15 protein-coding genes and 1 pseudogene are annotated in these 21740 nt (G+C 71.4%); 5 read left to right on the forward strand and 11 right to left on the reverse strand.

All coding sequences use genetic code 11. From position 1 onward, the window contains the following. Window positions 1-2: 2 nt before the first annotated feature. The 9 genes from ACZZ97_RS06995 to ACZZ97_RS07035 form a co-directional block, all read right to left on the reverse strand. Entirely contained in the window at window positions 3-4049 is a 4047-nt protein-coding gene (locus ACZZ97_RS06995; protein WP_463472679.1) for a LamG-like jellyroll fold domain-containing protein, read from the reverse strand. Next, window positions 4046-5476: a hypothetical protein gene (locus tag ACZZ97_RS07000; RefSeq protein ID WP_463472680.1), complete on the reverse strand. Its 1431-nt coding sequence runs from the start codon at window positions 5474-5476 to the stop codon at window positions 4046-4048. Before ACZZ97_RS07000 ends, ACZZ97_RS06995 begins: the two co-directional genes overlap by 4 nt. Further along, window positions 5473-6078: a hypothetical protein gene (locus tag ACZZ97_RS07005; protein WP_314104019.1), complete on the reverse strand. Its 606-nt coding sequence runs from the start codon at window positions 6076-6078 to the stop codon at window positions 5473-5475. The genes ACZZ97_RS07000 and ACZZ97_RS07005 overlap by 4 nt, the downstream gene beginning before the upstream one ends. Further along, window positions 6078-7757 carry a sugar transferase gene (locus tag ACZZ97_RS07010; RefSeq protein WP_463472681.1) on the reverse strand — a complete coding sequence of 560 codons (1680 nt, stop codon included), beginning with the start codon at window positions 7755-7757 and terminating at the stop codon, window positions 6078-6080. Before ACZZ97_RS07010 ends, ACZZ97_RS07005 begins: the two co-directional genes overlap by 1 nt. A gap of 679 nt (window positions 7758-8436) precedes the next feature. Then, a complete protein-coding gene (locus tag ACZZ97_RS07015) occupies window positions 8437-9462 on the reverse strand; it encodes a glycine betaine ABC transporter substrate-binding protein (protein WP_463472682.1) in 1026 nt (341 codons plus the stop codon). Beyond that, window positions 9459-10226, reverse strand: a complete 768-nt coding sequence (locus ACZZ97_RS07020; RefSeq protein ID WP_463473774.1) for an ABC transporter permease — start codon at window positions 10224-10226, stop codon at window positions 9459-9461. Before ACZZ97_RS07020 ends, ACZZ97_RS07015 begins: the two co-directional genes overlap by 4 nt. Before the next feature lie 14 nt (window positions 10227-10240). Then, on the reverse strand, window positions 10241-11611 hold the full coding sequence (locus ACZZ97_RS07025) for an ATP-binding cassette domain-containing protein (protein ID WP_463472683.1): 1371 nt from the start codon (window positions 11609-11611) through the stop codon (window positions 10241-10243). Next, complete coding sequence (locus ACZZ97_RS07030; RefSeq protein WP_463472684.1) at window positions 11598-12248, reverse strand: ABC transporter permease; 651 nt, start codon at window positions 12246-12248, stop codon at window positions 11598-11600. The genes ACZZ97_RS07025 and ACZZ97_RS07030 overlap by 14 nt, the downstream gene beginning before the upstream one ends. Window positions 12249-12533: 285 nt before the next feature. Next, window positions 12534-13922: an LLM class flavin-dependent oxidoreductase gene (locus ACZZ97_RS07035; protein WP_463472685.1), complete on the reverse strand. Its 1389-nt coding sequence runs from the start codon at window positions 13920-13922 to the stop codon at window positions 12534-12536. 79 nt (window positions 13923-14001) lie between these two features. Here ACZZ97_RS07035 and ACZZ97_RS07040 point away from each other — a divergent pair, with 79 nt between their 5' ends. Further along, a complete protein-coding gene (locus ACZZ97_RS07040) occupies window positions 14002-15225 on the forward strand; it encodes an MFS transporter (protein ID WP_463472686.1) in 1224 nt (407 codons plus the stop codon). Between the two features lie 246 nt (window positions 15226-15471). Continuing rightward, window positions 15472-16041 carry a recombinase family protein gene (locus ACZZ97_RS07045; RefSeq protein ID WP_463472687.1) on the forward strand — a complete coding sequence of 190 codons (570 nt, stop codon included), beginning with the start codon at window positions 15472-15474 and terminating at the stop codon, window positions 16039-16041. 328 nt (window positions 16042-16369) lie between these two features. On the opposite strand, the gene ACZZ97_RS07050 is transcribed toward ACZZ97_RS07045, so the two are convergent. Both ACZZ97_RS07050 and ACZZ97_RS07055 read right to left on the reverse strand, forming a co-directional pair. Beyond that, window positions 16370-16744 carry a hypothetical protein gene (locus ACZZ97_RS07050; protein WP_314101042.1) on the reverse strand — a complete coding sequence of 125 codons (375 nt, stop codon included), beginning with the start codon at window positions 16742-16744 and terminating at the stop codon, window positions 16370-16372. 1205 nt (window positions 16745-17949) lie between these two features. After that, window positions 17950-18534 (reverse strand): small multidrug efflux protein, encoded by a 585-nt coding sequence (locus tag ACZZ97_RS07055; RefSeq protein ID WP_463472688.1) that lies wholly within the window; start codon window positions 18532-18534, stop codon window positions 17950-17952. A gap of 163 nt (window positions 18535-18697) precedes the next feature. Here ACZZ97_RS07055 and ACZZ97_RS07060 point away from each other — a divergent pair, with 163 nt between their 5' ends. From ACZZ97_RS07060 to ACZZ97_RS07070, 3 genes and pseudogenes are all read left to right on the forward strand, one after another. Then, the gene (locus ACZZ97_RS07060; protein WP_463472689.1) at window positions 18698-19969 is read left to right on the forward strand and encodes a sensor histidine kinase; all 1272 of its coding nucleotides are present in this window, start codon (window positions 18698-18700) and stop codon (window positions 19967-19969) included. An 8-nt stretch (window positions 19970-19977) separates the two neighbouring features. Beyond that, window positions 19978-20616 carry a response regulator gene (locus ACZZ97_RS07065; RefSeq protein WP_463472690.1) on the forward strand — a complete coding sequence of 213 codons (639 nt, stop codon included), beginning with the start codon at window positions 19978-19980 and terminating at the stop codon, window positions 20614-20616. A 768-nt stretch (window positions 20617-21384) separates the two neighbouring features. Beyond that, window positions 21385-21702: pseudogene (locus ACZZ97_RS07070) on the forward strand (PadR family transcriptional regulator); the annotation flags it as partial. Window positions 21703-21740: the final 38 nt, after the last annotated feature.

Here is a 21740-nt window from a genome sequence, read left to right on the forward strand (position 1 = left end):
GGTCAGTTGCCTGCCTTCGTGATGGTCAGGTCGTCCCACGAGGAGACGACGGGTGCGTTGGTGGCGGAGGCCGACAGGTAGGAGTGGAAGCCCACCCGTCCCGCGGCCTGGAGGCCCGCCGTGGAGTCGGTCGCGGTCTTGGCCCACGCCGTCGGCTCGGTGCCGCCGGCGGCCCAGACCTTCGCCCGGACGGTCGTCGGCGACGTGCCGGTGACCTCGAGGGCGACGGCGATCTTCTGTCCGGCGACGTAGGTCAGGCCGGGCACGACGCTCTCGGTGCCGAGGACCGTCTGCGTGCCGTCCGCCGCCTGCCGGAACAGCGCGACGGCGACGGCGCCGTTGGCGCGGAACGTGACCTTGGCGCGGTAGTCGCCCTGGCCCGTCACGCCCCGGCCGATGACCGACGCGTAGACGCCTGCCCCGGTCGGCACCTTGTCGAGGGCAACGGTGACGCGGGTGGCCGCGTCGGTGGCCTGCACGCCGTTCAGGTAGATCTGCGGCCCCGACCCGGCGGCCGCCATCTTGATCAGCCCGGCGCCCTGCGCGGTCGAGAACGACGAGACCGCGTTGGGGGTCGTCCACGCGCCTCCGATGTCCGCCGAGCCCCAGCCGCCCGTCGTCTGGCGCTCGAAGGCGTCGGCGGCGTAGGCGGTGGTGGCAGGCGGGGTCACGACCGGGGGAGTGACGACCACGGGGGCGGTCACGGTCACCGGCACGGTGGTGCTGGCGGTCGCGCCGTCGTCGTCGGTCACCGTGAGGACGACCTGGTACGTGCCCGCCGCGGAGTAGGCGTGCTGCACGGTCGCGCCGGTGCCGACCTGGCCGTCCCCGAAGTCCCACGCCCAGGAGGCGACGGTCCCGTCGGTGTCGGACGAGGCGCTGCCGTCGAGCGAGGCGGCCAGGTCGACCGAGGTGCTCGTGGCCGACGCCGTGGGGGCGACGTTCGCCGGGGCCGGCGGCGGGGTGACGACCCCGGTGCCGGCGTCGTGGTGAGCCGCCACCTGGGCTGCGGTGAGGGCCGTCGGGTAGACCGACACCTCGTCGATCGACCCGGCCACGTACGAGCTCGAGGAGCCCCACGTGACGTCGCCGCCGACGTGCCAGCGACCGTTGTAGCCCTGAGCGCCGGTCTGCGCGTTCGTGCCCACGGCGACGCCGTCGACGTAGAGGACCATGCCGGCGCTCGACTGCGTCGCCACGACCTGGTGCCAGGCACCGTCGTTGTAGGCGCGGTCGGTCGTGATCGTGTTCGCCTGGCCCGTCCAGGTGCCGAACACGAGGTGTCCGTCGTCCTGCAGGTAGACGTGGCGGTCGTAGTTGCCCGAGAGCCCCTGTGCCGAGTCGCCGTAGCCGATCAGCTTCCCGCCGACGGTGGACGTCGTCGAGAACCAGAGCTCGGTGCTGTAGGTGCTGGGCGCCTGCGCGTCCTGCACCTGGACGACCTGGCCCTGCTGTCCGTCGAAGCCGAAGGCGGAGCCGGTGCTGCCGAGGGCGCCTGCGACGCCCTTGGTGACGCCGCCCGTGATCAGGCCGGGCGCGGGGGAGGCCGTCGTCGAACGGGCGGTGCTGCCGGAGCCGGTGTCGTCGAGGCGCCAGTACAGCGACGGCTCGTCGGTGGTGACGGCCTTGCCGTAGGCGTCGGTCGGCGGAGCAGGGACGGTCGAGGTGCGACCGGACGCGACCCAGTGGCCGTCCACCTGCGCGGCGCTGAGGACGGTCGGGTAGACCGCCACGTCCGCGACGTCGCCCGTGAACCAGTCGCTGCCGGCGTTCGGCCAGCCGCCGTTCGAGTCGCCGCCCACGCGCCAGAAGCCCTTGTAGGCCTGGGCGCTGGTCACGTCGCCTCGCGAGGCGACCTTGACGCCGTCGATCGACAGGCTCATGCCCGACGAGCCGAGGCTCGCCGTGGCGAGGTGCCACGTCCCGTCGTTGAGACCGGGCGAGCTCGAGACGGTCGCCGTGCCTCCGGGGTAGACCCCGAACGTGACGCGTCCCTCGCCGTCAATGTAGACGTGCCGGTCGTAGCTCGACGAGTTGCCCGTCTGACGGTCGCCGAACCCGACGATCTTGCCGCCGGACGTGCTCGTCGTGCGGAACCACGACTCGACCGTGAACGTCTGCGGACCGTCGACCGGCGAGTTCGCCGATGCCGTCGAGCCCTGCTGCCCCTGGAACGAGGCGGCCGTCGTGCTGACCGGGCCTCCTGCGCCCCGCTGGACAGCATCGGTCGTGGTGGCGTCGGAGAAGCCGACGTGGTCGTAGACGGCGGTGCCGGAGGGCTCGCCGAACGTCCACAGGCTGGTGGCGCCGTCGGCGGCCACCGCCTTCTCGTACGGGTCGCCGGCCGACGACGAGACCGTGACGGAGTCGGAGCGCGACCCGGTGAAGGTGTTGCCGGCGGCGTCCGTCACCGACACGCGGTACGTGTGGCTGCTGCCGGCCGCGAGGCCGGCGTCGACGAAGCCGAGGGTCGGGAGGCGCCAGAAGCGCGAGTCCGCCACCTGCGTCGCGATCGGGGTCGTGCCCGAGTCGCGGAAGAGGCTGTAGGTCAGGCTGCCGTCGTCGTAGTCCCACGTCGTGGGGAACGACACGCGGACGCTGCCCGACGCGAGCGAGAGGCCCGTGGGCTTCATCGGCGCGTACTGGGGGGCGACCTTGTTCGGCGCCGTGTCGCGCGTGGCGAACGTGGCGAGGCCCTGCTGTGCCTTGCCGTTCACCTGCGTGAACTCTCCGCCCATGACGAGGTACTTGGCCGTGCTCGACGACGCGCCGAGCGACCAGCCGCCCTGGTACTGCTTCGTGTACGAGCCGGAGTTCACGAGTGGGTACCACGGCAGCTGGGTCGGGGTGGCCTGGCCGGAGTAGATGCTGCCGACGCTCGGACCTCCCTGGTCGGTGCCGGTCGCGGCGATCGTGTTGGCGGTCGCGCGCTTCCAGACGGACGGCGACTGCTCGGCGAACGCACCGACCGAGGTGCAGTCGTGCGAGTGCGAGACCGCGTAGGCGACCTGGCCGATGACGGCCGTGCCGTAGCTCGCGCCGTAGCAGTTGTCGAGCCAGACGAGGGCACCGGTGTCGAAGCGGGCCGCGAAGCGCCCGTCGAACCAGTGGCCGCCCTCGCCGTTGCCGGTGGCGTAGATGACGCCGTCGACGACGGTCATGTCGGTCACCCAGGAACGGTTGGATCCCTGCTGCGCCGAGATGGGCTTGGCCTCGAAGGGCTGGATCGCGCCGACCGAGCCGTCGACCGCGCCGATGCCGACGATCGGCTGGCCGCCGATGGTCTGGAAGCGGCCGCCGATGACGACGCGGCTGTCGTCGGGTGCCGCCACGACGGCCTGGGTGATGTTGTCCGTGCCGGGGTTCCACGCGGTGAGCGCGCCGGTCGCGGTCGTGAAGGCGGCCGCGTTGGCGCGGGCCTTCGAGCTCGCGGTGCCGAACGAGCCGACGACGTAGACGGTCGTGGCGGTCGGGGCGATGCCCCACACGGACCCGGAGATGGAGGCCGAGAACGACGTCTTCAGGGCACCCGTCGAGACGGTGAAGGCCGCGATCTTGCTCTTGGCGACGCCGCCCACGGTCGAGAAGTCGCCGCCGACGTAGAGGGTCGCGCCGTCGGGCGAGACCTCGACGGAACGGCCCTGCGCGCTGAGGTTCGGGTTCCAGGGCAGGATCGCGCCCGTGCGGACGTCGAACGCCATGGCGTTGTTGCGGGTGACCGAGTTCTGCCCCTCGGCGCTGCCGGAGGGCCGGGCAGCCGTGAAGGCGCCGACCGCGTAGGCCGTGGTGCCGACGACCGCGGTGCTCCAGACGACGCCGTTGATCTGCGGCGTCGGGAGGACGTCGGAGCTGACGGTGGTCGTGCTGGCGGCGGCGGCGCTGCCGGCCGGGGAGCTGCTGGTGTAGGCACCGGTGACGGTCATGCCGGGGGCGGCAGCCGTCGCCGCCGAGGCGGCCGTGGGCGCCCAGGCGAGGCCCCCGGCCACGAGGGCCGTCAGGGCGAGGACGCCGACGGCCGAGCGGGCCGTTCGACGAGGGGTGGGGGTCATGGTCGTGTCTCTCCGGTCAGGGTCTCGGGCGAGCGGTCTGCTCGTCCGCGGTCGGGTGCGGGTCGGGTCGTGAGGGCGAGGGGGCGGCCGTCGGGGTCGGACGTGGGGGGAGGAGGTTCGAGGTCGGCGGGACGGGGGCGGCCCGGCACGGCGGCCGCGTCGCCGAGGCTGGTCACCACGCGCCGCACGAGCAGCCCGCCGAGCACGCTGCCGGCGCAGAGCGCGAACGGCACCGCGGCGGGGGGAGCGCCGACGCCGAGGACGGCGACGGCGGCCGCTAGCGAGAAGAACGAGTCGGCGACGCGCACGGCGAGCACGCGGGCCTGACCGCCCCGGACGGCCGCGAGCGACCCGTACGGGGTGACGGCTGCGACGCTCACCGCGTACGCGGCCCAGCCGGCGACCGCGAGGGTGTCGAGCGGCCGGCCCGCGACCAGCTCGCCCGCGACGGGCGCCAGCAGCACCGCGACCGCACCGACGGCGAGGGCGCCGACGAGCAGCCGCAGCACCGCGCGGTCGGCCCGACGCACGAGAGTCCGGGTCGGCACGGCGTGGGCCACGGCGAAGGTCGCGAAGAGGTAGGTCGACAGGCCGCCGACGAGCAGCAGGACGGGCGCCACGAACACGCGGGCCGCCTCGAGGTCGCCCGTCGCCACCGTCCCGACGAACAGGACGACGAGGAGGCGCGTCACGGTCAGCAGGGACGGGCGCACGACGGCCTGTGCGGCGCGGAGCGACCCGTAGGCGGCGACGATCCGCACCCCGCTGTGGCCGGTGGCCCAGCTCGGCGAGGCCGTCGCCGCCCGTCGGGGGCCAGCGAGCGCGAGGGCGGTCACGAGGGCGACGGACTGCCCTGCGCCGAGCGCGGCGAGCGGCAGCAGCAGCCCGGTGGCACCACCGACCGCGAGCAGGCCGGCCGTGCCGAGCAGCGCGCCGAGGCCGGTGAGGTCGACGACGACGAGCCGCCAGAAGCGCAGCTGCGCCATCAGGAGGCGTCGCGCGACCTCCTCGGCGGCGAAGGCGCCCGCGGCCAGGGCGAAGAGGGCGGCCTCGGCCGGCGCGAGCGCGCCGGAGGCGCCGATCACGACGCCCGCGACCGCCGGCGCGGCGACGCACCAGACGGCAGCCCAGGCCAGGAGCCCGCGGCGGACGTCCGCAGAGCCCCGGTCGAGCACGGTCAGGGAGTCGCCGACGAAGCCGCTCGCCAGGGCCGCGAAGACGACGACCACGCCGTAGAGCACCGCGTAGACGCCCCAGTCGGACGGAGCGAGCAGCCGGACGGCCACGATCTGGCCGGCGAGGCCGAGCAGCGCCTGGGTGCCCTGGCCGCCGACGGCGCCGAGCACGTCGACCCTCCGGCGCGGTCGGGGCCGGGCTGAGGGGGCGGTGTCGCCGGGACGGATCGCGTCCTGTGTCGTGGCGGTCATCGGGGCAGGCTCCCCGTGAAGGTGGCCGGCGCGTGGACGCCGTCCAGGTCGAGGTAGAGCGTGGCCTGGTCGCGGCGGTCCTCCGGGACGACGAAGGCGTACCGGGCGGTGACGTCGGCACCCGCGGTGACGACGCTGTCGAGGTCGGCCACGTCGACGTCGTCGTACAGCGGTGCGGAGGGGACGGCGTCGCTGCCCGCGCGCAGGCTCGGGACGACCGACGTGAGGTCGACGTCCGCGTCGGTGCCGTTGTGCACCGTGACGGCGAAGACCACGTAGGGAGCCCCCGTGACCACGCCGGCGCCGGTCGCGGTCACCGTGCCCTGGTCGACCGCCTCCGAGGTGACGGTGAGGCCGTCGGGGTAGTCCACCGACTCGGCGAACGGCACCGCGTCGGCCTGCACCCGGTCCTCGGGGGCCTCGGCCCCGTCCCGCTCGACGGCAGGTGCGCCGGTCTCGGTCGTGACGTACGCGGGGGCGTCGATGCCTCCTCCGCTGGCCGTGGCCTCGTTCGACCCGGTCGTGACGACGACGGCCACCACGACGGCGGCGGCCAGCACGACGACGCCGGCTCCGGACAGCAGCAGGGTGCGGCGGCGCATCAGTAGGCCCCGTCGTGACGGAGGAGCACGCGGACCGTGCGCCACATGATCACGAGGTCGGCGGTGAGCGACCAGTTCTCGACGTAGTAGAGGTCGAGGCGGACGCTGTCCTCCCAGCTGAGGTCGCTGCGGCCGTTGATCTGCCACATGCCGGTCAGGCCGGGCTTGATGTAGAGCCGGCGGTGCACGTGGCGCTCGTAGTCGGCGACCTCCCGGGGGAGGGGCGGCCGGGGGCCGACGACGCTCATGTCGCCGCGGACGATGTTCCAGAGCTGGGGCAGCTCGTCGAGCGACCACTTCCGCAGCAGGCGTCCGACGCGGGTCACGCGGGGGTCGTGGCGCATCTTGAACAGCGGGCCCGCGCCCTCGTCCGCCGTGCCGAGCGAGCCGAGCAGCTGCTCGGCGTCGACGACCATCGACCGGAACTTCAGCATCTCGAAGGTGCGGCCGTCCCGGCCCACCCTGCGCTGTCGGAACAGCACCGGCCCGGCGCTGTCGAGCCGGACGACGAGGGCGAGGACCAGGAGGAGCGGCGCGAGCACCACGAGGGCGCCCCCGGCCAGGACGAGGTCGGACACCCGCTTCATCGCGTGGCGCGGTCCGTCGAACTCGGGCAGCTCGACGTGCATCAGGGGAAGTCCCTCGACGGGACGGAAGTGGATGCGGGGGCCGGCGACGTTGGTCAGCCGGGACGCGAGGACGAGCTCGGTGGCGCGGCCCTCGAGGGACCAGCCGAGGTCGCGGAGCCAGTCGCGGCCGCGGCCCGCGTCCCCGGCGACGATCACGCTCTCGGCGCTCAGGCGCCAGACGGCACGCGGCACGTCGTCGAGGCCCGCGACGACGGGGACGACGCGGTCGCCGACGACGACGCCGGAGCCGTCACGGTCGCCGTCGGTCAGAGCTGCCCCGACGACGTCGTAGACGGCGCCGCTCGTCGCGTCGATGCGGTCGACGACGTAGGCGACGTCCTCGCGGCTGCCGACGACGACGGCACGGGAGAGGAAGTGGCCGGCGCCGCGCTGGGCCTCGAGCCACCGGCGCATGCCCCACCGGCCGAGCACGAGGCCCGCGCCGCCCGCGGGCAGCGCGACGAGGAAGTACTCCTGGCCGCCGACGTGCCCTGCGACCGAGAACCCGACGGCGACGACGACGAAGGCGAGGACGCTGGCGCTGCCCACGCGCTTGTACTCGAGGACGCCGCTGCCGACGACGGCGAGGTCACGGCTGCGGTAGAGGGCCAGGGCGGCGGTCCAGACGACCGCCACGACGAGGGGGAGCCAGAGCGCCCCGAGGACGCCGTCCACGACCGCCGAGGCCGAGCCGGCGCCCTGGTCCACCAGGTCGTCGAGCACGTCGACGACCGCGGCCGCGACCACACTGACGGCGACGACCGCCGTGTCGACGACCCGGAGGCGGCGTCGGTAGCGCAGCGCCCACCGGGCGCCGGTGAGCGTCTCGGCGGCGGGCTCGGCGAGGGGGGCAGACGTCCGCGCGGGATGCGCGGATCCGGCCACAGGCTCGGCGGCGACGACGGGCGCGGGGGCGGCGGCCGAGGGCACGAGCAGGTCGACGGGCTCGGCCGACCCGTCGAGGACGGGACGCACGGACGCGGAGGAGGAGGACCCGGCGGGGCGGCCGGAGGGCAGGAGGGTACGGAGGGACGACGGGCTGCTGGGCATGGGGGGACTCGTGCTCGGGTAGGCGACGAATGACACCGGCGCCGATTCGGGCGGCGACGGGCAACGGAACGGCCGTCCGGTCGGGATTCGGGTCCGTCCGGACGACGGGGGTCGACGGCTCGTCTGCCGGCAGCCGCGGGTACGGCAGGACGGCGACGGACGTCGCTGGGCGTCGCCGACGACGGGTGATCGTCGGCAGGGCCCGTTCGGGTGGGTGGAGCGGTTCGGGTGGAGCAGTTCGGGTGTGGCTCTCCGGGGCGGTGGGTGCCGCTGCCGGTGACTCGACTCTAAGGTGGGGGACCCCCCGGGAGGGGACCCCCCGTTCGGGGGTTCCCCTGCCCCCCGCACGCGGGACATCGCGCCGCGTCACCCCGGGCGAGTCGCGCCCGCGGCGACGCCCGCCGAGTGACCAGGACGCACCGCCCCTGTTCCCCGCCGCGAGGTGCCCCCACGGGGCGACACCTCGTCACGAAGGGTTATGACCTGGTCAAGGTCGCTTTGGGACCTGGTGCCGACCCGGCGGGGACGGGCGCCGATCGATGACTTCACGGCGACAGCTGTCGTGCAGACCGGGTGACGCGCACCCTCGCCCCGCAAGCGGGGGACGACGAACGGCAGGTGTCGCCGCCTGCCGTTCACCCTGCGTCTAGCCCGTGTTAATCACCCCCCGGGCGATGTGTCACGGGCGTGTCACGAAGCCCTTCTCGACCATCCAGTCGAAGGCGACGTCGGCGGGCTCCTCGCCCTCCACGTCGACGCGGCGGTTCAGGGTGCGGAGCTCGTCGTCCGTGAGCGCCGGCGAGATCTGCTCGTAGACCGCGGCCAGCTGGGGGTAGGTCGCCAGCACGTCGTCGGTCAGCACCGGGGCGACGTTGTAGGCAGGGAAGAACCCCTGGTCGTCCTCCAGCACGGTCAGGTCGAGGGAGTCGATGCGCCCGTCGGTCGTGAAGACCTCGCCGAAGTTGCACCGGCCGCGGTCGGTGGCCTCGTAGACGGTGCCCGTGTCGAGGATGCTCACGTTGCTCGTCGGCACCCCGTCCGCCGCGCCGAGCTCGAGGCCGTAGCGCTCGAGCATGGGGGCGAAGCCGTCCGCCCGCGAGTTGAACTCCGCCTCGACGCAGAACGTCCGCTGGTCGACGGGGAGGGCCGCGATCTGCGACAGCGTGGCGACGTCGCCCAGCTCGGCCACCGCCTCCGACCGGACCGCCATCGCGTAGGTGTTGTTGAGCGGTGCGGGCTCGAGCCAGACGAGGCCGTTGGCCTCGTCGGCGTTGCGCACGGCCTCGTACTGCTCCTGCTTGTCGGGGATGCCCGCCGCCTCTCCGAGGTAGGTGAGCCAGGCGGTGCCCGTGTACTCGTAGGTCATGTCGGCGCCGCCGTCGAGCATGAGCTGGCGGACGGCGACGCTGCCCGGCACGTTGGTCATGTCGGTGACCTCGAAGCCCGCGGCCTGGGCCGCGAGCACGGCGATCTTGCCGAGGATGAGCTGCTCCGTGAAGTTCTTGGCCGTGACCGTGATCGCGGCGTCGTCCGGGAGGTCGTCGATCGCCTCGATCGAGCCGGGCGCCACGGCGGGCACGAAGGCGGTCGCGGGCTGCAGCCCGCAGCCCGTCAGGAGGGCCGCGGACGAGGCGGCGACCACTCCCAGCAGGGAGGCGCGGCGGAGCGCCCGCAGGCGGGGTCGTCGGTCGTCGGTGGGGGTCATCGGAGGCCCTTCGGTCGGGCGACGTGCTCGACCACGCGGCCGAGCCAGTCGATGAGCAGCGCGAGGAGGGCGACGAGCAGGGCGCCCGAGACGAGCACCTTCGGCAGGAACAGGTTGACGCCGGTCGTGATGAGGAGCCCGAGACCGCCGGCGCCGATGAAGGTCGCCAGGGCCGCCGAGCCCACGAGCAGCACGAGGGCCGTGCGGATGCCGGAGAGCATGACGGGAACGGCGAGCGGCAGCTCCACGCGGAACAGGACCGAGACGGCCGACATCCCCATGCCGCGTCCCGCCTCGACGAGGCGGGCGTCGACGCTCTGCAGGCCGATCATGGTGTTCCGCAGCACGGGCAGGGCCGCGTACAGCACGAGGGCGATCACGGCGGTCCAGAACGAGAACCCGAGCCACAGGGCGAGCAGCACGATCAGGCCGACCGCGGGGGCCGCCTGCCCGAAGTTGGCGAGCACGAGCACGGGGCCGGCTGCACGCCGGAACGGGCGGCGGGTGAGGAGGACGCCCAGCGGCACGGCCAGGACGAGCACGATGGCGGCCGACGCGAAGGTCAGCGCCAGGTGCTCGCCCGTGTAGGTGACCAGCGCGGACGGGTTGAGGGTCGTGCGCTCGGCGGTCGTGAGGTCGGCGGTCGAGAGCCAGACGCAGAACGCGGCGAACACCACGGCGACGGCCGCCGGCTGGACGACGAGGCCGAGCCACGACGGCCGGGCGCGCCGGGGGCGGCCAGCGGACGAGGAGGCGGCGGGCACGTCCGCGACGGCGGTCACGGACGCTCCCCGGCCGGGCGTGCGCCGTCGGCGACGCGGTCGCCCCCGGCCGGGCCTGCGCCGTCGGCGACGCGGTCGCCCTCGGCCTCGGTGCTCTCGGCAGGGTCGCCCTGAGCGGCGAGCTGCGCGTCGTGCGGCTGCCCGACGACGGGCAGGGGGCCCGTGTTCGTGCCGACCGGGGCGCCCTCGAGCGCCACGGCGGCGGCCTTGCGCGCCCGGGTGATGGCCTCCATGACGACCTCGACCGTGATGACGCCGACGAAGGCGTCGCGTCGACCGGTGACCAGCGCGGCGCCGGCGCTCGAGACGAGCATCGTGTCGAGGGCGTCGTTGAGGGTGGCCCCGCTGCCGATCACGGGCAGCTGGGGATCCGTCCCGTCGGGCACGACGTCGAGGCGCGAGAGCTGCCGCAGCGACGGCCAGCGGGCGGGGCGGCCGCGGTCGTCGACGACGACGGCGTGCTCGTGCCCGGCGGCCTCGACGCGGGCGGCCACCTCGCGGCCGGACTCGCCGGCCTTGGCGACCACCGCCTCCGCCAGGTCGACGTCGCGCACCCGGGTGAGCGTCAGCTGCTTGAGCCCCGCGCCGGAGCCGATGAAGTTCTCGACGAACTCGTTCGCGGGCTCGGCGAGGATGCGCTCCGGGGTGTCGTACTGCACGATGTGGGCGCCCTCGGAGAAGACCACGATCCAGTCGCCGAGCTTGACGGCCTCGTCGAAGTCGTGCGTGACGATGACGATCGTCTTCTGCAGCTCGTGCTGGATGTTGATCAGCTCGTCCTGCAGGCGCTGGCGCGTGATCGGGTCGACGGCGCCGAACGGCTCGTCCATGAGCAGCACGGGCGGGTCGGCGGCGAGGGCCCGAGCCACGCCGACGCGCTGCTGCTGGCCGCCCGACAGCTCGCGGGGGAACCGGTCGCGGTAGGTCACCGGGTCGAGCGAGACGAGCTCGAGCAGCTCGTCGACACGGGCCGTGATGCGGTCCTTGGACCAGCCGAGCATCTTGGGGACGATCGCGATGTTGGCCGCCACCGTCATGTGCGGGAACAACCCTCCGGCCTGGATCACGTAGCCGATGCGGCGACGCAGCTCGTCGCCGTCGATGTCGGTGACGTCGTCGTCGCCGAGCACGACCCGGCCCTCGGTGGGCTCGATCAGGCGGTTGATCATCTTGAGGGTCGTGGTCTTGCCGCAGCCGGAGGGGCCGACCAGCATGACGATCTTGCCCGCGGGGATCTCGAGGGTGATGCCGTCGACGGCGGGGGCCGCCTGTCCCGGATAGCGCTTCGTGACCTGGTCGAGCAGGATGCTTCGGCCCGACGCCTCCGTCGCGGACGAGGAGGCGGTGGGGGAGTCAGTTCTGGACACGGATGCCTCTCGAGATGGTCAGGCGGCCGAGGCCGACGAGCAGGAGGTCGAGCACGAGGGCGAGGACGACGACGCCGACCACCCCGGTGACCACGGAGGCGAGCGCGTTCGCGCCGCCGGCTCGGGACAGGCCCGAGAAGATGAAGCCGCCGAGGCCGGGCCCCAGCGAGTAGGCGGCGACGGCGGCGATGCCCATCACCATCTGCGCGCTGACGCGCACGCCGGTGAGGATGATCGGCCAGGCCAGCGGCAGCTGGACCTGCACGAGGGTGCGGAGGCTCCCCATCCCGATGCCCCGCGCGGACTCGACCAGAGCCGGGTCGACCTGGGTCAGGCCCACCACGGCGTTCCGCAGCACGGGCAGGGTCGCGAAGAAGGTGACGACGACCACCGCGGGCACGACCCCGAAGCCGAGCGGCACGATCAGGAGGCCGACGACGGCGAAGGAGGGGAGGGTCAGGCCGATGGCCGAGACGCCGTTCGCCACCGCGGTGAGGGCGGGCACCCGGTACACGAGCGCGGCCAGGACGACGGCGATCACCACCGCGAGCACGAGGCACTGGACCACCAGGGAGAAGTGCTGCCACGAGGCGAACCAGATCTGGTCCCACCGCCCCGTCACGTAGTCCCACGCCATCTGATCCCCGTTCCTCGTCACTCGCTCGTCGACCCGTCCGCACGAACGCCCGGCCTGGACCGGGCGTTCGGCGTCCACCATAACGAGGACACGCCGGGTCCTGTCCAGGCGACCGGTGTCGTTCGGGCTGCTCGGGCACGCCCGTCGTTACCTGCCCGAGGACACGGAACCCCCGGTCAGGCAGTGGGTCGGCGGGCAGGGAGCACAGGAGTGTAACGATCGTGAGCAGAACGCAGGAGGCGCGGTGCAGGACATGCCTGCACCGCGCCTCCTGCGGACTCCCCGTCAGGCCGAGGCCACCCTCGCGGACGCCTTGTGACGGGCTCCGTGGTGCTCGTCCGGCAGCCGGTCGCCGCGGCCGAAGAGCTTCTGGCGGAGGGTGCCCGGCTCGTACTCGGTCGGGTACACGCCGCGAGCCTGCAGCACGGGGATGACGTGCTCGACGATGTCCTCGAAGGTGCCGGGGGTGATGGCGTAGGCGAGGTTGAACCCGTCCACGTCCGTCTCGGCGACCCACTCCTGCAGCTGGTCGGCGATCTGCTCGCCTGACCCGACGATGCGGGGGCCGAGCCCGCCGATGCCCGCCGCCTCCGCGATGTCGCGGATGGTCCACTCCTTGCCGCTGTCGCCGGCCTGCGCCTGGAAGTTCGCGAGCGCCGACTGGATCGCGTTGCTCTCCACGTCGCCCACCGGGTCGTCGAGCGAGTACGTCGACAGGTCGACGCCCATCCAGCCCGACATCAGGGTCAGCGCGCCCTCGTGCGACGCGTACCGCTGGTACTCCGCGTGCTTCGCCTCGGCGGCCTCGGGCGTCGCGTCGGTGATGATCGTCAGCAGCGTGTAGATGCGGGCGGAGTACCGGTCGCGGCCCGCCTCCTCGAGGGCGTCGCGCAGCTTCGTGACGGTCGCGGCCAGGCGCTCCTTCGTGGGGGCGGCGACGAAGATCGACTCGGCGTTGCCGGCGGCGAAGCGGATGCCACGCGGCGAGGCGCCCGCCTGGTAGATCACCGGCGTCCGCTGCGGGCTCGGCTCGGAGACGTGGATGCCCGGCACCTTGTACCAGGTGCCCTCGTGCCCGATCTCGTGCACCTTCGTCGGGTCGGTGAAGACGCCGGTCTCGCGGTCGCGGACGACGGCGTCGTCCTCCCACGAGCCCTCCCACAGCTTGTAGAGCACCTCGAGGTATTCGTCGGCCTGGTCGTAGCGGTCGTCGTGGTCGAGCTGGTCGTCGGCTCCCATGTTGCGGGCGGCGCTGGGGAGGTAGCCGGTGACGACGTTCCAGCCCACACGGCCGTCGGTGAGGTGGTCGAGGGTCGACATGCGCCGCGCGAACGGCACGGGGTGCTCGTAGGCGGTGCCGGCCGTGATCCCGAAGCCGAGGTGCTCGGTCGCCGCCGCCATGGCCGAGACGAGCAGGATCGGGTCGCCGACCGGCGTCTGCGTGCCGTTGCGGAGCGCCGCGTCGTGGTTGCCGCCGTAGACGTCGTAGGTGCCGAGCACGTCCGCGATGAACAGGCCGTCGAAGCGACCGGCCTCGAGGAGGCGCGCGAGGGACGTCCAGTAGCTCAGCTTCGTGTAGTCGGGCGAGCGGTCGTCGGGGTGCCGCCAGAGGCCGGGGGACTGGTGCCCCACGCAGTTCATGTCGAAGGCGTTGAACCGGATGCGTCGAGTCATCGGGCCATCGTCGTCGTGCACCGTCGCGGGCGCCACGGGCCTGCAACACAGCGTCACACGCGACGCCTAGTCTTGGTCGGTGACCCGCCCTGCCCCGACCCGCCGAGACTCGCCCCGCCCTCATCGTGCCCGGCTCGGACGGGACGTCGTCGTCCTGGGCGTCATCGCCTTCTTCGTCATGGTCGGCTTCGGGGTCGTCGTGCCCGTGCTCCCCGTCTACGCGGCGAGCTTCGGCGTCGGCTACGTCGCCGTCGGCGCGGTCCTCTCGGCCTTCGCCCTGATGCGCCTCGTGGCGAGCCCGTTCGTCGGGCGCATGATCGACGTCGCGGGCGAGCGCGTCGTGCTCTCGGTCGGCATCGGCATCGTGGCCGTGTCGAGCGGCCTGGCGGGCCTCGCGCACGACTACGTGCAGCTGCTGCTGCTGCGCGGGGTCGGCGGCATCGGCTCGGCGATGTTCACGATCTCGGCGATGACCCTGCTGCTCGCCTCGACGACCCCGGACCGCCGCGCCCGGTCGATCGGCTTCTACCAGGGCGGGTTCCTCGTCGGGGGCATGGCCGGGCCCGCGCTCGGCGGCCTCCTCGCGACCGTCTCGCTCACCGCGCCGTTCTTCTTCTACGCGGGCACGCTCGCGGTCGCAGGCATCGTCGGCATCCTGCTGCTCAGCCCGCCGCGCCGCGGCGACGCGGCGGCCGCCGCCTCGGCCGCGGAGCCGACGAGGCCCCTCGCCGACGTGCTGCGCGACGTGCGGTTCCGGGCGGCGTGCGTGGCGAGCTTCGCCCAGGGCTGGTCGTCCCTGGGCGTCCGCAGCGCGCTGGTGCCGGTGCTGGTCGTCGAGGTGCTGCTCCAGCCGACCTCGTGGACGGGTGTCCTGTTCGCCGTCGCCGCGGTGGCGCAGACGATCGCGCTCGCGCCGGCGTCCCGCTTCGTCGACACCGTGGGCCGGCGACCCGCCGTGATCGGCTCGTTCGCGGTGGCTGCTGTGTCGTTGGCTGCCGTCCCGTTCGCCCCCGGACTCGTGACCCTCGGCGCGCTGCTGGCCGTCTACGGCGTCGCGACGGCGTTCATGGGCACGGCCCCGGCCGCCCTCGTCGGCGACGCGGCGGGCGCTCGGGGCGGTCGCCCGGTGGCGATCTTCTCGATGTGCTCGGACGTCGGGGCGATCGCGGGGCCCTTGGTCGCGGGGCTGCTCGTCGACGTCGCCTCGTTCGAGGTGGCCTTCGGCACGGCGGCGGCGCTGCTCGCGGTCAGCGCGGTCGTCGCGATCCGGCTGCCGCGCGGCGTGCCGGTGCCGCAGCCGTAGCCGTAGCCGAAGTGATAGCCGGAGCGCGGGGTCGAAGCGCCGGCTGGCCTGGCAGCTTCAGCCGCCGAGTCCGACATCTCGCGGACGCGGTGAGGATGCGCGATCGCGCTTGAGGGTCGTTCATCGGGACACCTGCCCCGGCCGTTCTTGGTCGGTTGAGACCAAGTAGCTCCTGGCCTGCGGATTCGCGTATGCCTGTCCCGCAAAAATGCCCGGTGACGGGGGTCTAAACGCTACAGTCGTCGGATGCTCATCGGATACGCCCGGGTCTCGACCTCGGGACAAGATCTCGCAGCACAGCGCGATGGTCTCGCAGCACTGGGTGTTGACGATCAACACGTGCATGTTGACCACGGCCTCTCGGGGACGACTCGAGCTCGGCCGGGCCTTCGCGAAGCTCTCGCTGCGTGCCGCGCCGGCGACGTCCTAGTGGTGACGAAGCTCGACCGTCTGGCTCGATCGCTGCGAGACGCGACGGACATTGCCGACGAGCTGACGACGAAGGGTGTCGCGCTGAATCTCGGGGGAGCGGTCTACGACCCCACCGACCCCGTGGGCCGGCTGCTGTTCAACGTCCTCGGGATGGTGGCCGAGTTCGAGGCGGACCTGATCCGTGCCCGGACTCGTGAGGGCATGGCGATCGCGAAGGCGGCCGGCAAACTCCGCGGCCGAAAGCCCAAGCTCACCGCCTCGCAGGAGAAGCACCTCGTCCAGCTGCACCGAACCGGTGAGCACACGACGAGCGAGATCGCGGAGCTCTTCGGCGTCGCACGCTCAACTGTCTACCGGGCCATCCAGAGAGCCGAGCAAGCGTAGATGTCGGAGTCGGAGCGGCCCCTACCGGAACGCCCTAGAGGCCGCGCGCGCCGTGGACCGCAGCCCCGGACGCGTGCCGAGCGCGCCCGGCGGCGCCGGGACCGCGCCAATAGTGGGGCGCCCGACTGGTGGCCTCGGCCGCTGCTCTGGCTCTGGCGATGGCTGGCCCGCCCCGTCCTGCGTTTCTTGGAGGCTGTTGTGGGGAATCTCTAGCAGGCCAGTAGCCGTCGACTAAACGCTTCGTTTTCGCGGGCCACCACGGGGGTGTTGCTTCAGCCTGATGACCTAGGTCCAGAGGGAAGTGGAGTGATTCCCCGCCAATCGGGTCTCACCGGTCCAGATCTCGAAAGTAGGCGTCGACGTCCGCCGATGAGCATGACCATGTGACATCAAACGCTCTCGTCAGCTCATCGATAAGGCCCCCCGACTCACCGGGGACGTTGTCATCGAAGATGCCGTTCTCCATGCGAATTGAGGAGTCGGGGTTTTCAATGAATGCGAAAGGCAGCTCGAGGAGGTAGCTCACGTATTTCCCTGCACCATTTACCTCTTTTAGCGCGAGGACTTTGAGCCCTGCATTCTCGCCTATGCCTATGGTTCCCACGATGCCGCGAGAATCCCATCGAGAGAGTTCAGGGACGCGCTCGTCTACTTCCGGGCGCTGACGCACAAACTGGCGGAGACCGCGCCAAAAGGCAGACATGGCGAAATCCTACGGCTATCCCGTTCGTGATCCTTGCGCGCTCTCGGTGGTCTTTCGTGTGAGCGGGGTGTGCACACGTCATGTCGCTATGAGCTTTCCGGACAGACGAAGAGATCGAAGTGGATGTCCCGTTAGACGGGTCGATCCCCGATCGGGCGCTGACAGTGCGCTTCCCCGGATGAACTGTGGGCCGGAATTAGATGCCACCGTTTCGATTGTCGATGGCTTAACGAAGAGCCATGCGCGCGCGAGTAACGACTCCGAACTGTGCCAGGTCTCTCGCGGTCCTCGTCGCCGACGCTGACCCTCGTCGACAAAAGGCATGATGGGCCCATGTCGAAGCGAGCAAGCCGACCGTCCCCGGACAATCCGACGTCTGGCGTCACGAGGAGAGCTGTGACGAAGGGCCGTTTTGCGGTGCGGCCGGGGACGTTCAACCTCGCTGGACAGTTCTTCACCCCGGACGGTGGTCGACTCGAGAAAGCGGCCGCGGATGTCGATGCGGCGGAGGTTCGGACGTTCGTTCGGCGTGGTGCCACCGTGGCGTTCGAGGGGTGTGGATGCGGTGGCGGTGGATGCACGCCCGCCTGGCCGAGTCCAATCGACGTCAGTGCGGCGGCCGCCGCAGCTGCGCCCGTCTTCATGAGGAGGCAAGGGACTCCGACATGGGCAGACGTCTGGGCCATGGAAGGAACGCGCGTCGTCTTTCTCCACGGTGACGTCACCTGGGGTTCCCTGCTCGAGTGAGATGGGTGGCAGGACGGCGCGTAGTGCCGACAAGCATGCCTGCAAACGAAGTGATCGCAAGCGTCCCGATAGCCGATCGTTTGGTGAGACGGACCTAGACCTGGGACGGAGATTACTTTCAAGCAATGGGTCTATCCGTTTCGGTCATCTTCGCTGTGAGTATTGTCCTTCTCGTGATCGGCCTAGCTGTGCAATACGTCGGGCTCCGCAAGGGTATTAGGGAGCACGGCTACGGAAACGCGCGTGTCTTCGGCCGGCCCATGCGGCCTTGGTCGATCTGGGCGTTGATCATCATTGCGATTGATCTCGTCTGGATTTTTGGCGCCTTATCCACGCTTTGAGCCGAGACCGATCATTCCGAAGCGTCCCCCTGTCTCGATAGCCGATCGGCCACCGGCCGGATTCTCGCGTTGCAGTCCCTCGGGTGGATGTTCTCCCGATGGTGGAGTCCTGCCACGTCAGGCGACGGCGTGCGTGGCGCCTCCGACGACGACGCCGATCAGGGTGGACCATCCGACGATGGCGAGTCCCTGCCAGAACAGCACCCGCGCCTTGCTCACGCCGGAGCTGGCGAGCATGGTGGCGGTGAACTGGGTGGGCAGCAGAAGGGGGCCGAGCAGGCTCACGCCGGGAACGCCGTAGCGGACGAGCGCGTTCTGGAACTTCGCCTTGCGGGCGGACTTCCTGCCGCTCTCGTCGACTTCCTCGGACTCGGCGGCCGGTTCTGCCGCGGCCAGTGCGGCTCCTCCTCCGGTGGGGACCCCGACGACGGCCTCGCGCCGGCTCGCCGCCGCCCGGCGGCGTCGTGCGACGACGGCCGACCGCGCTTTCGAGCTGGTTGTCACCAGCACGAAGACGCACAAGAAGTTGCCGATGGCGCCTGCGGTGATGGCGACGGCGGGGTGCAGGCCGCCGACGATGCCGATGGCTGCGGCCCCCTCGCCCTCGATGAACGGGACCGCGCCGGCGAGGGCGACGATGAGAGGCTGCAGGATCTCGGGCATCTGCGCCACCAGCTCCTGGAATCGTGCGATCAGGTCCATGAGGGTCGCTCCTGTCGGTCTCGGAAGGGGCCTGGTCGACCTCTTCGCTGTAGTGCCCAGTCCACCGCAGGGGCGATGTCACCGGCAGTGTCAGGCCGTCACCGGGGTGGGGGTGATGTACCCGTCAGACCCGTGACTTCTGTCACGGACCTAGGGTGGGGCCATGACCGCCAAGGCCGATGCCCGCACCGTCGAGGCAGCATCGTCCCCGCCGGTCGTCGGAAGTACGGCACGTGCCGTCACTGCGACCTGGTGGTACACCGTGGTTGCGCTCGTGCTCTTCGAACTGACCGTCGTGCTGGTCTGGGCCGCGACGCTCCTGCAGGCGCGCCTCGACCGAGGTACCGTCCTCGCCGTCCTGGTCGGCGGTCTCGTCTGGGTGCTCTCCACGGCTCCTCTTCTGCGCGCCTATCGGCACGGCGGAGCAGACGCCTCGACTCTCGACCGGCGCAGCGCCCTCGTGCCCCTGGTCGTCGCCGCCGCCTACGGCGTCACGGGGTGGTGGCTGTCCGGACTCTGGGTGCTGCTGATCCTGCCTCTCGCCCAGTCCCTGCAGCTCCTCCATTGGCCCCGATTCGTGCGGGCACGCATCGTGTTGGCCGTCACGGCCCTGTTGGCGGGCGTGTTGGTCGTCGACGTCAACACGGCCTTCTCCGAACCACCCCTGTCAGCTCAGGAAGACCCGTACGTCGCAGGTGTCTTCTCGGTTCTGCTGCCTCTGACGACGGTGCTGTCCCTGTGGTGGTGGGACGTGCTGATCACACTCGACCGTGCTCGCGTCTCCGAGGCTCGGCTCGCCGCGACCCAAGAGCGACTCGCCGTCGCCACCGACGTCCACGATCTCCAGGGACACCACCTGCAGGTCATCGCCCTGCAGCTCGAACTCGCCGAGAGACTGCTTCCGGACGACCGCGACGCGGCCCTGGGGCAGCTGAGAGCCGCACGCCTCAGCGTCGACGAGGCCCGGCAGGGCACCCGCGATCTCGCGACCCGGTTCCGCACCGTCCCCCTTGCCGACGAACTCGCCAACGCTCGTGACCTGCTGCGCGCCGCCGGCCTCACAGTCGAGGCGGTCATCGACGTCGATGCCGACACGGCCCCGGCCTCGGTCTTCGGACCCGTCATCCGGGAGACGACCACCAACGTCCTCCGACACGGCGGTGGAAGGCGCGCCCGCCTGGCCCTCACGAGGCTCGACGACGGGTGGCGGTACGAGATCAGCAACGACGTCCCCGCACCCCTGCTTCCCGTGACGGCACCGTCACTCGATGGCGCTGAGGCACCTCCTGAGCGCATGCGGCAGGGCACCGGGCTCGAGGGCACGGCCAGGCGCGCGGGAGATGTCGGCGGATCGATGGAAGTCCTCGCGGGGGAGGACGACTTCATCGTGATCGTGACCGTTCCCGCAGATGCCGACGCGGGCGGGCTCCGATGAGCATCGACATGACTTCTGACGTCACTGTGGAGGGAATCTCCCGGCCCATCCGGGTCCTCCTCGCCGACGACGAAGCAATGATCCGCTCGGCGCTGGCCGCCCTGTTGCGCCTCGAGGGCGACATCGAGGTCATCGCCGAGTGCTCCGACGGCGAACAAGCCGTCGCCGCGGCAGAACGCCTGCACCCGGACATCTGCTTGCTCGATCTCGAGATGCCCGGCCTCGACGGAGTCCAGGTCGCCGAGCGGCTCCGACGCACCATCACCGCTCGCTGCGTGGTCGTCACCCGACACGCCCGCCCCGGCGTGCTCCGCCGCGCACTCACCGCGGGAGTAGCTGGCTTCCTGCCGAAGAGCCGCGACGCGAAGGAAGTCGCAGAAGTCATCCGCCGGGTCGCCGCGGGAGCACGCTACGTGGACCCCGAGATCGCGGCCGACGCGCTGAGCGACGAACGATGCCCCCTCACCGATCGCGAACGGGACGTGCTGAGGGTCGGCCGTCAGGGCCAGACGACCGCTCAGATCGCTCGCGAGCTCTCTCTCGCGCCCGGCACCGTGCGCAACCACGTCTCGGCCGTCCTCACGAAGCTGTCCGTGTCGACTCGGCAGCAGGCAGTACTGATGGCTCTCGAGCGAGGATGGATCTAGCCGTGACGCCGAACGATGCCCACGCAACTTGACGTTCCCCTATTATCGTGAATTTCGTGTCGTAGAGCCCATGTCGCCCGCCCGATAGCGGATCCGTCAGCGGGACCCAGTGTTCTCGGTGCTGCTCGTCCGCTGCGGTGTGTTCATGCGGAGGTTTCGGCGAGGCTCACGCCGGGGAGGGATCGCGCTGCCATGCACGCGCGCTGGCCCCCAGAAGTTGAGGACAATGTCGATGATCGTGCCGGCGGCAGCTGCGATGTTGAAGAACAGGACGGCGTACCAGTTCTTCTGTGACGGGCACGGTTCGGACATGGTGCTCCTCTCGACGCTGAGCCACGCAGGTTGTGCGGCGCACATCTGCGTACACGAAACGTGCTCGACTGACCCCGTCCAGTAGGCGATCTGCCACTGAGCCGGGACCTGGTTCATCTGCGGCGAGACGATCTTCGCGAGAAGAAGGCGACGAGCCAAGCGAAGAGACAGATCGCCGCGAGGGCCATGACGATGACGCCGACGATGACTGCGATGTGCCATCCCGTGAGGTTTCCCAGCATCGTTCCAAGCTATCGACCTCGTGGCGAACCGCAAGCGGAGATCGCAGCCAGTGACTTCCCTCCGGAGGCCCGATAGCCGATCCTTCACCGAGATTCATCCCGGCCTGACCTCGCGAGGTGGCTGAGCGACCAGCACGGCGTTGACCTCTCGCTAGCCAGCCTTGCTAGGTACCAGTACCCAGCGACGCTGAGTGGCAAACGCGGAGGTGTCGTCATGCCCAGGCAAGAGATCGCGATGCTCAAGGGCACCCTGGAGGGCATCGTCCTCCAGCCGCTCGTCGACCACCCGGCTCACGGGTACGAGATCACGACGTGGCTCCGCGAGCAGGGCTTCGTCGACATCGCAGAGGGCACTGTGTACGCGCTCCTCGTGCGCATCGACCAGCGCGGCTTCGTCGACGTCGAGAAGGTCCCGTCCGGGAAGGGGCCGCCGCGCAAGGTGTTCACCCCGAAGGCCGCTGGCCGCGACCAGCTCGACGACTCCTGGACGGCCTGGACGTTCCTCGCCGACCGCCTCCAGCACCTCAAGGACCGAACCGACCTCACCGACCTCACGAACGGACAGGATCT

Source organism: Frigoribacterium sp. AC512, assembly GCF_979258295.1.

Bases quoted from the DNA above. Each gene is read 5' to 3' on its own strand.
- ACZZ97_RS07045 (WP_463472687.1), top strand. From the start codon at position 15,472: ATGCTCATCGGATACGCCCGGGTCTCGACCTCGGGACAAGATCTCGCA.
- ACZZ97_RS07065 (WP_463472690.1), top strand. From the start codon at position 19,978: ATGACTTCTGACGTCACTGTGGAGGGAATCTCCCGGCCCATCCGGGTC.
- ACZZ97_RS07055 (WP_463472688.1), bottom strand. From the start codon at position 18,534: ATGGACCTGATCGCACGATTCCAGGAGCTGGTGGCGCAGATGCCCGAG.
- ACZZ97_RS06995 (WP_463472679.1), bottom strand. From the start codon at position 4,049: ATGACCCCCACCCCTCGTCGAACGGCCCGCTCGGCCGTCGGCGTCCTC.
- ACZZ97_RS07060 (WP_463472689.1), top strand. From the start codon at position 18,698: ATGACCGCCAAGGCCGATGCCCGCACCGTCGAGGCAGCATCGTCCCCG.
- ACZZ97_RS07050 (WP_314101042.1), bottom strand. From the start codon at position 16,744: ATGTCTGCCTTTTGGCGCGGTCTCCGCCAGTTTGTGCGTCAGCGCCCG.
- ACZZ97_RS07015 (WP_463472682.1), bottom strand. From the start codon at position 9,462: ATGACCCCCACCGACGACCGACGACCCCGCCTGCGGGCGCTCCGCCGC.
- ACZZ97_RS07030 (WP_463472684.1), bottom strand. From the start codon at position 12,248: ATGGCGTGGGACTACGTGACGGGGCGGTGGGACCAGATCTGGTTCGCC.
- ACZZ97_RS07010 (WP_463472681.1), bottom strand. From the start codon at position 7,757: ATGCCCAGCAGCCCGTCGTCCCTCCGTACCCTCCTGCCCTCCGGCCGC.
- ACZZ97_RS07035 (WP_463472685.1), bottom strand. From the start codon at position 13,922: ATGACTCGACGCATCCGGTTCAACGCCTTCGACATGAACTGCGTGGGG.
- ACZZ97_RS07005 (WP_314104019.1), bottom strand. From the start codon at position 6,078: ATGCGCCGCCGCACCCTGCTGCTGTCCGGAGCCGGCGTCGTCGTGCTG.
- ACZZ97_RS07000 (WP_463472680.1), bottom strand. From the start codon at position 5,476: ATGACCGCCACGACACAGGACGCGATCCGTCCCGGCGACACCGCCCCC.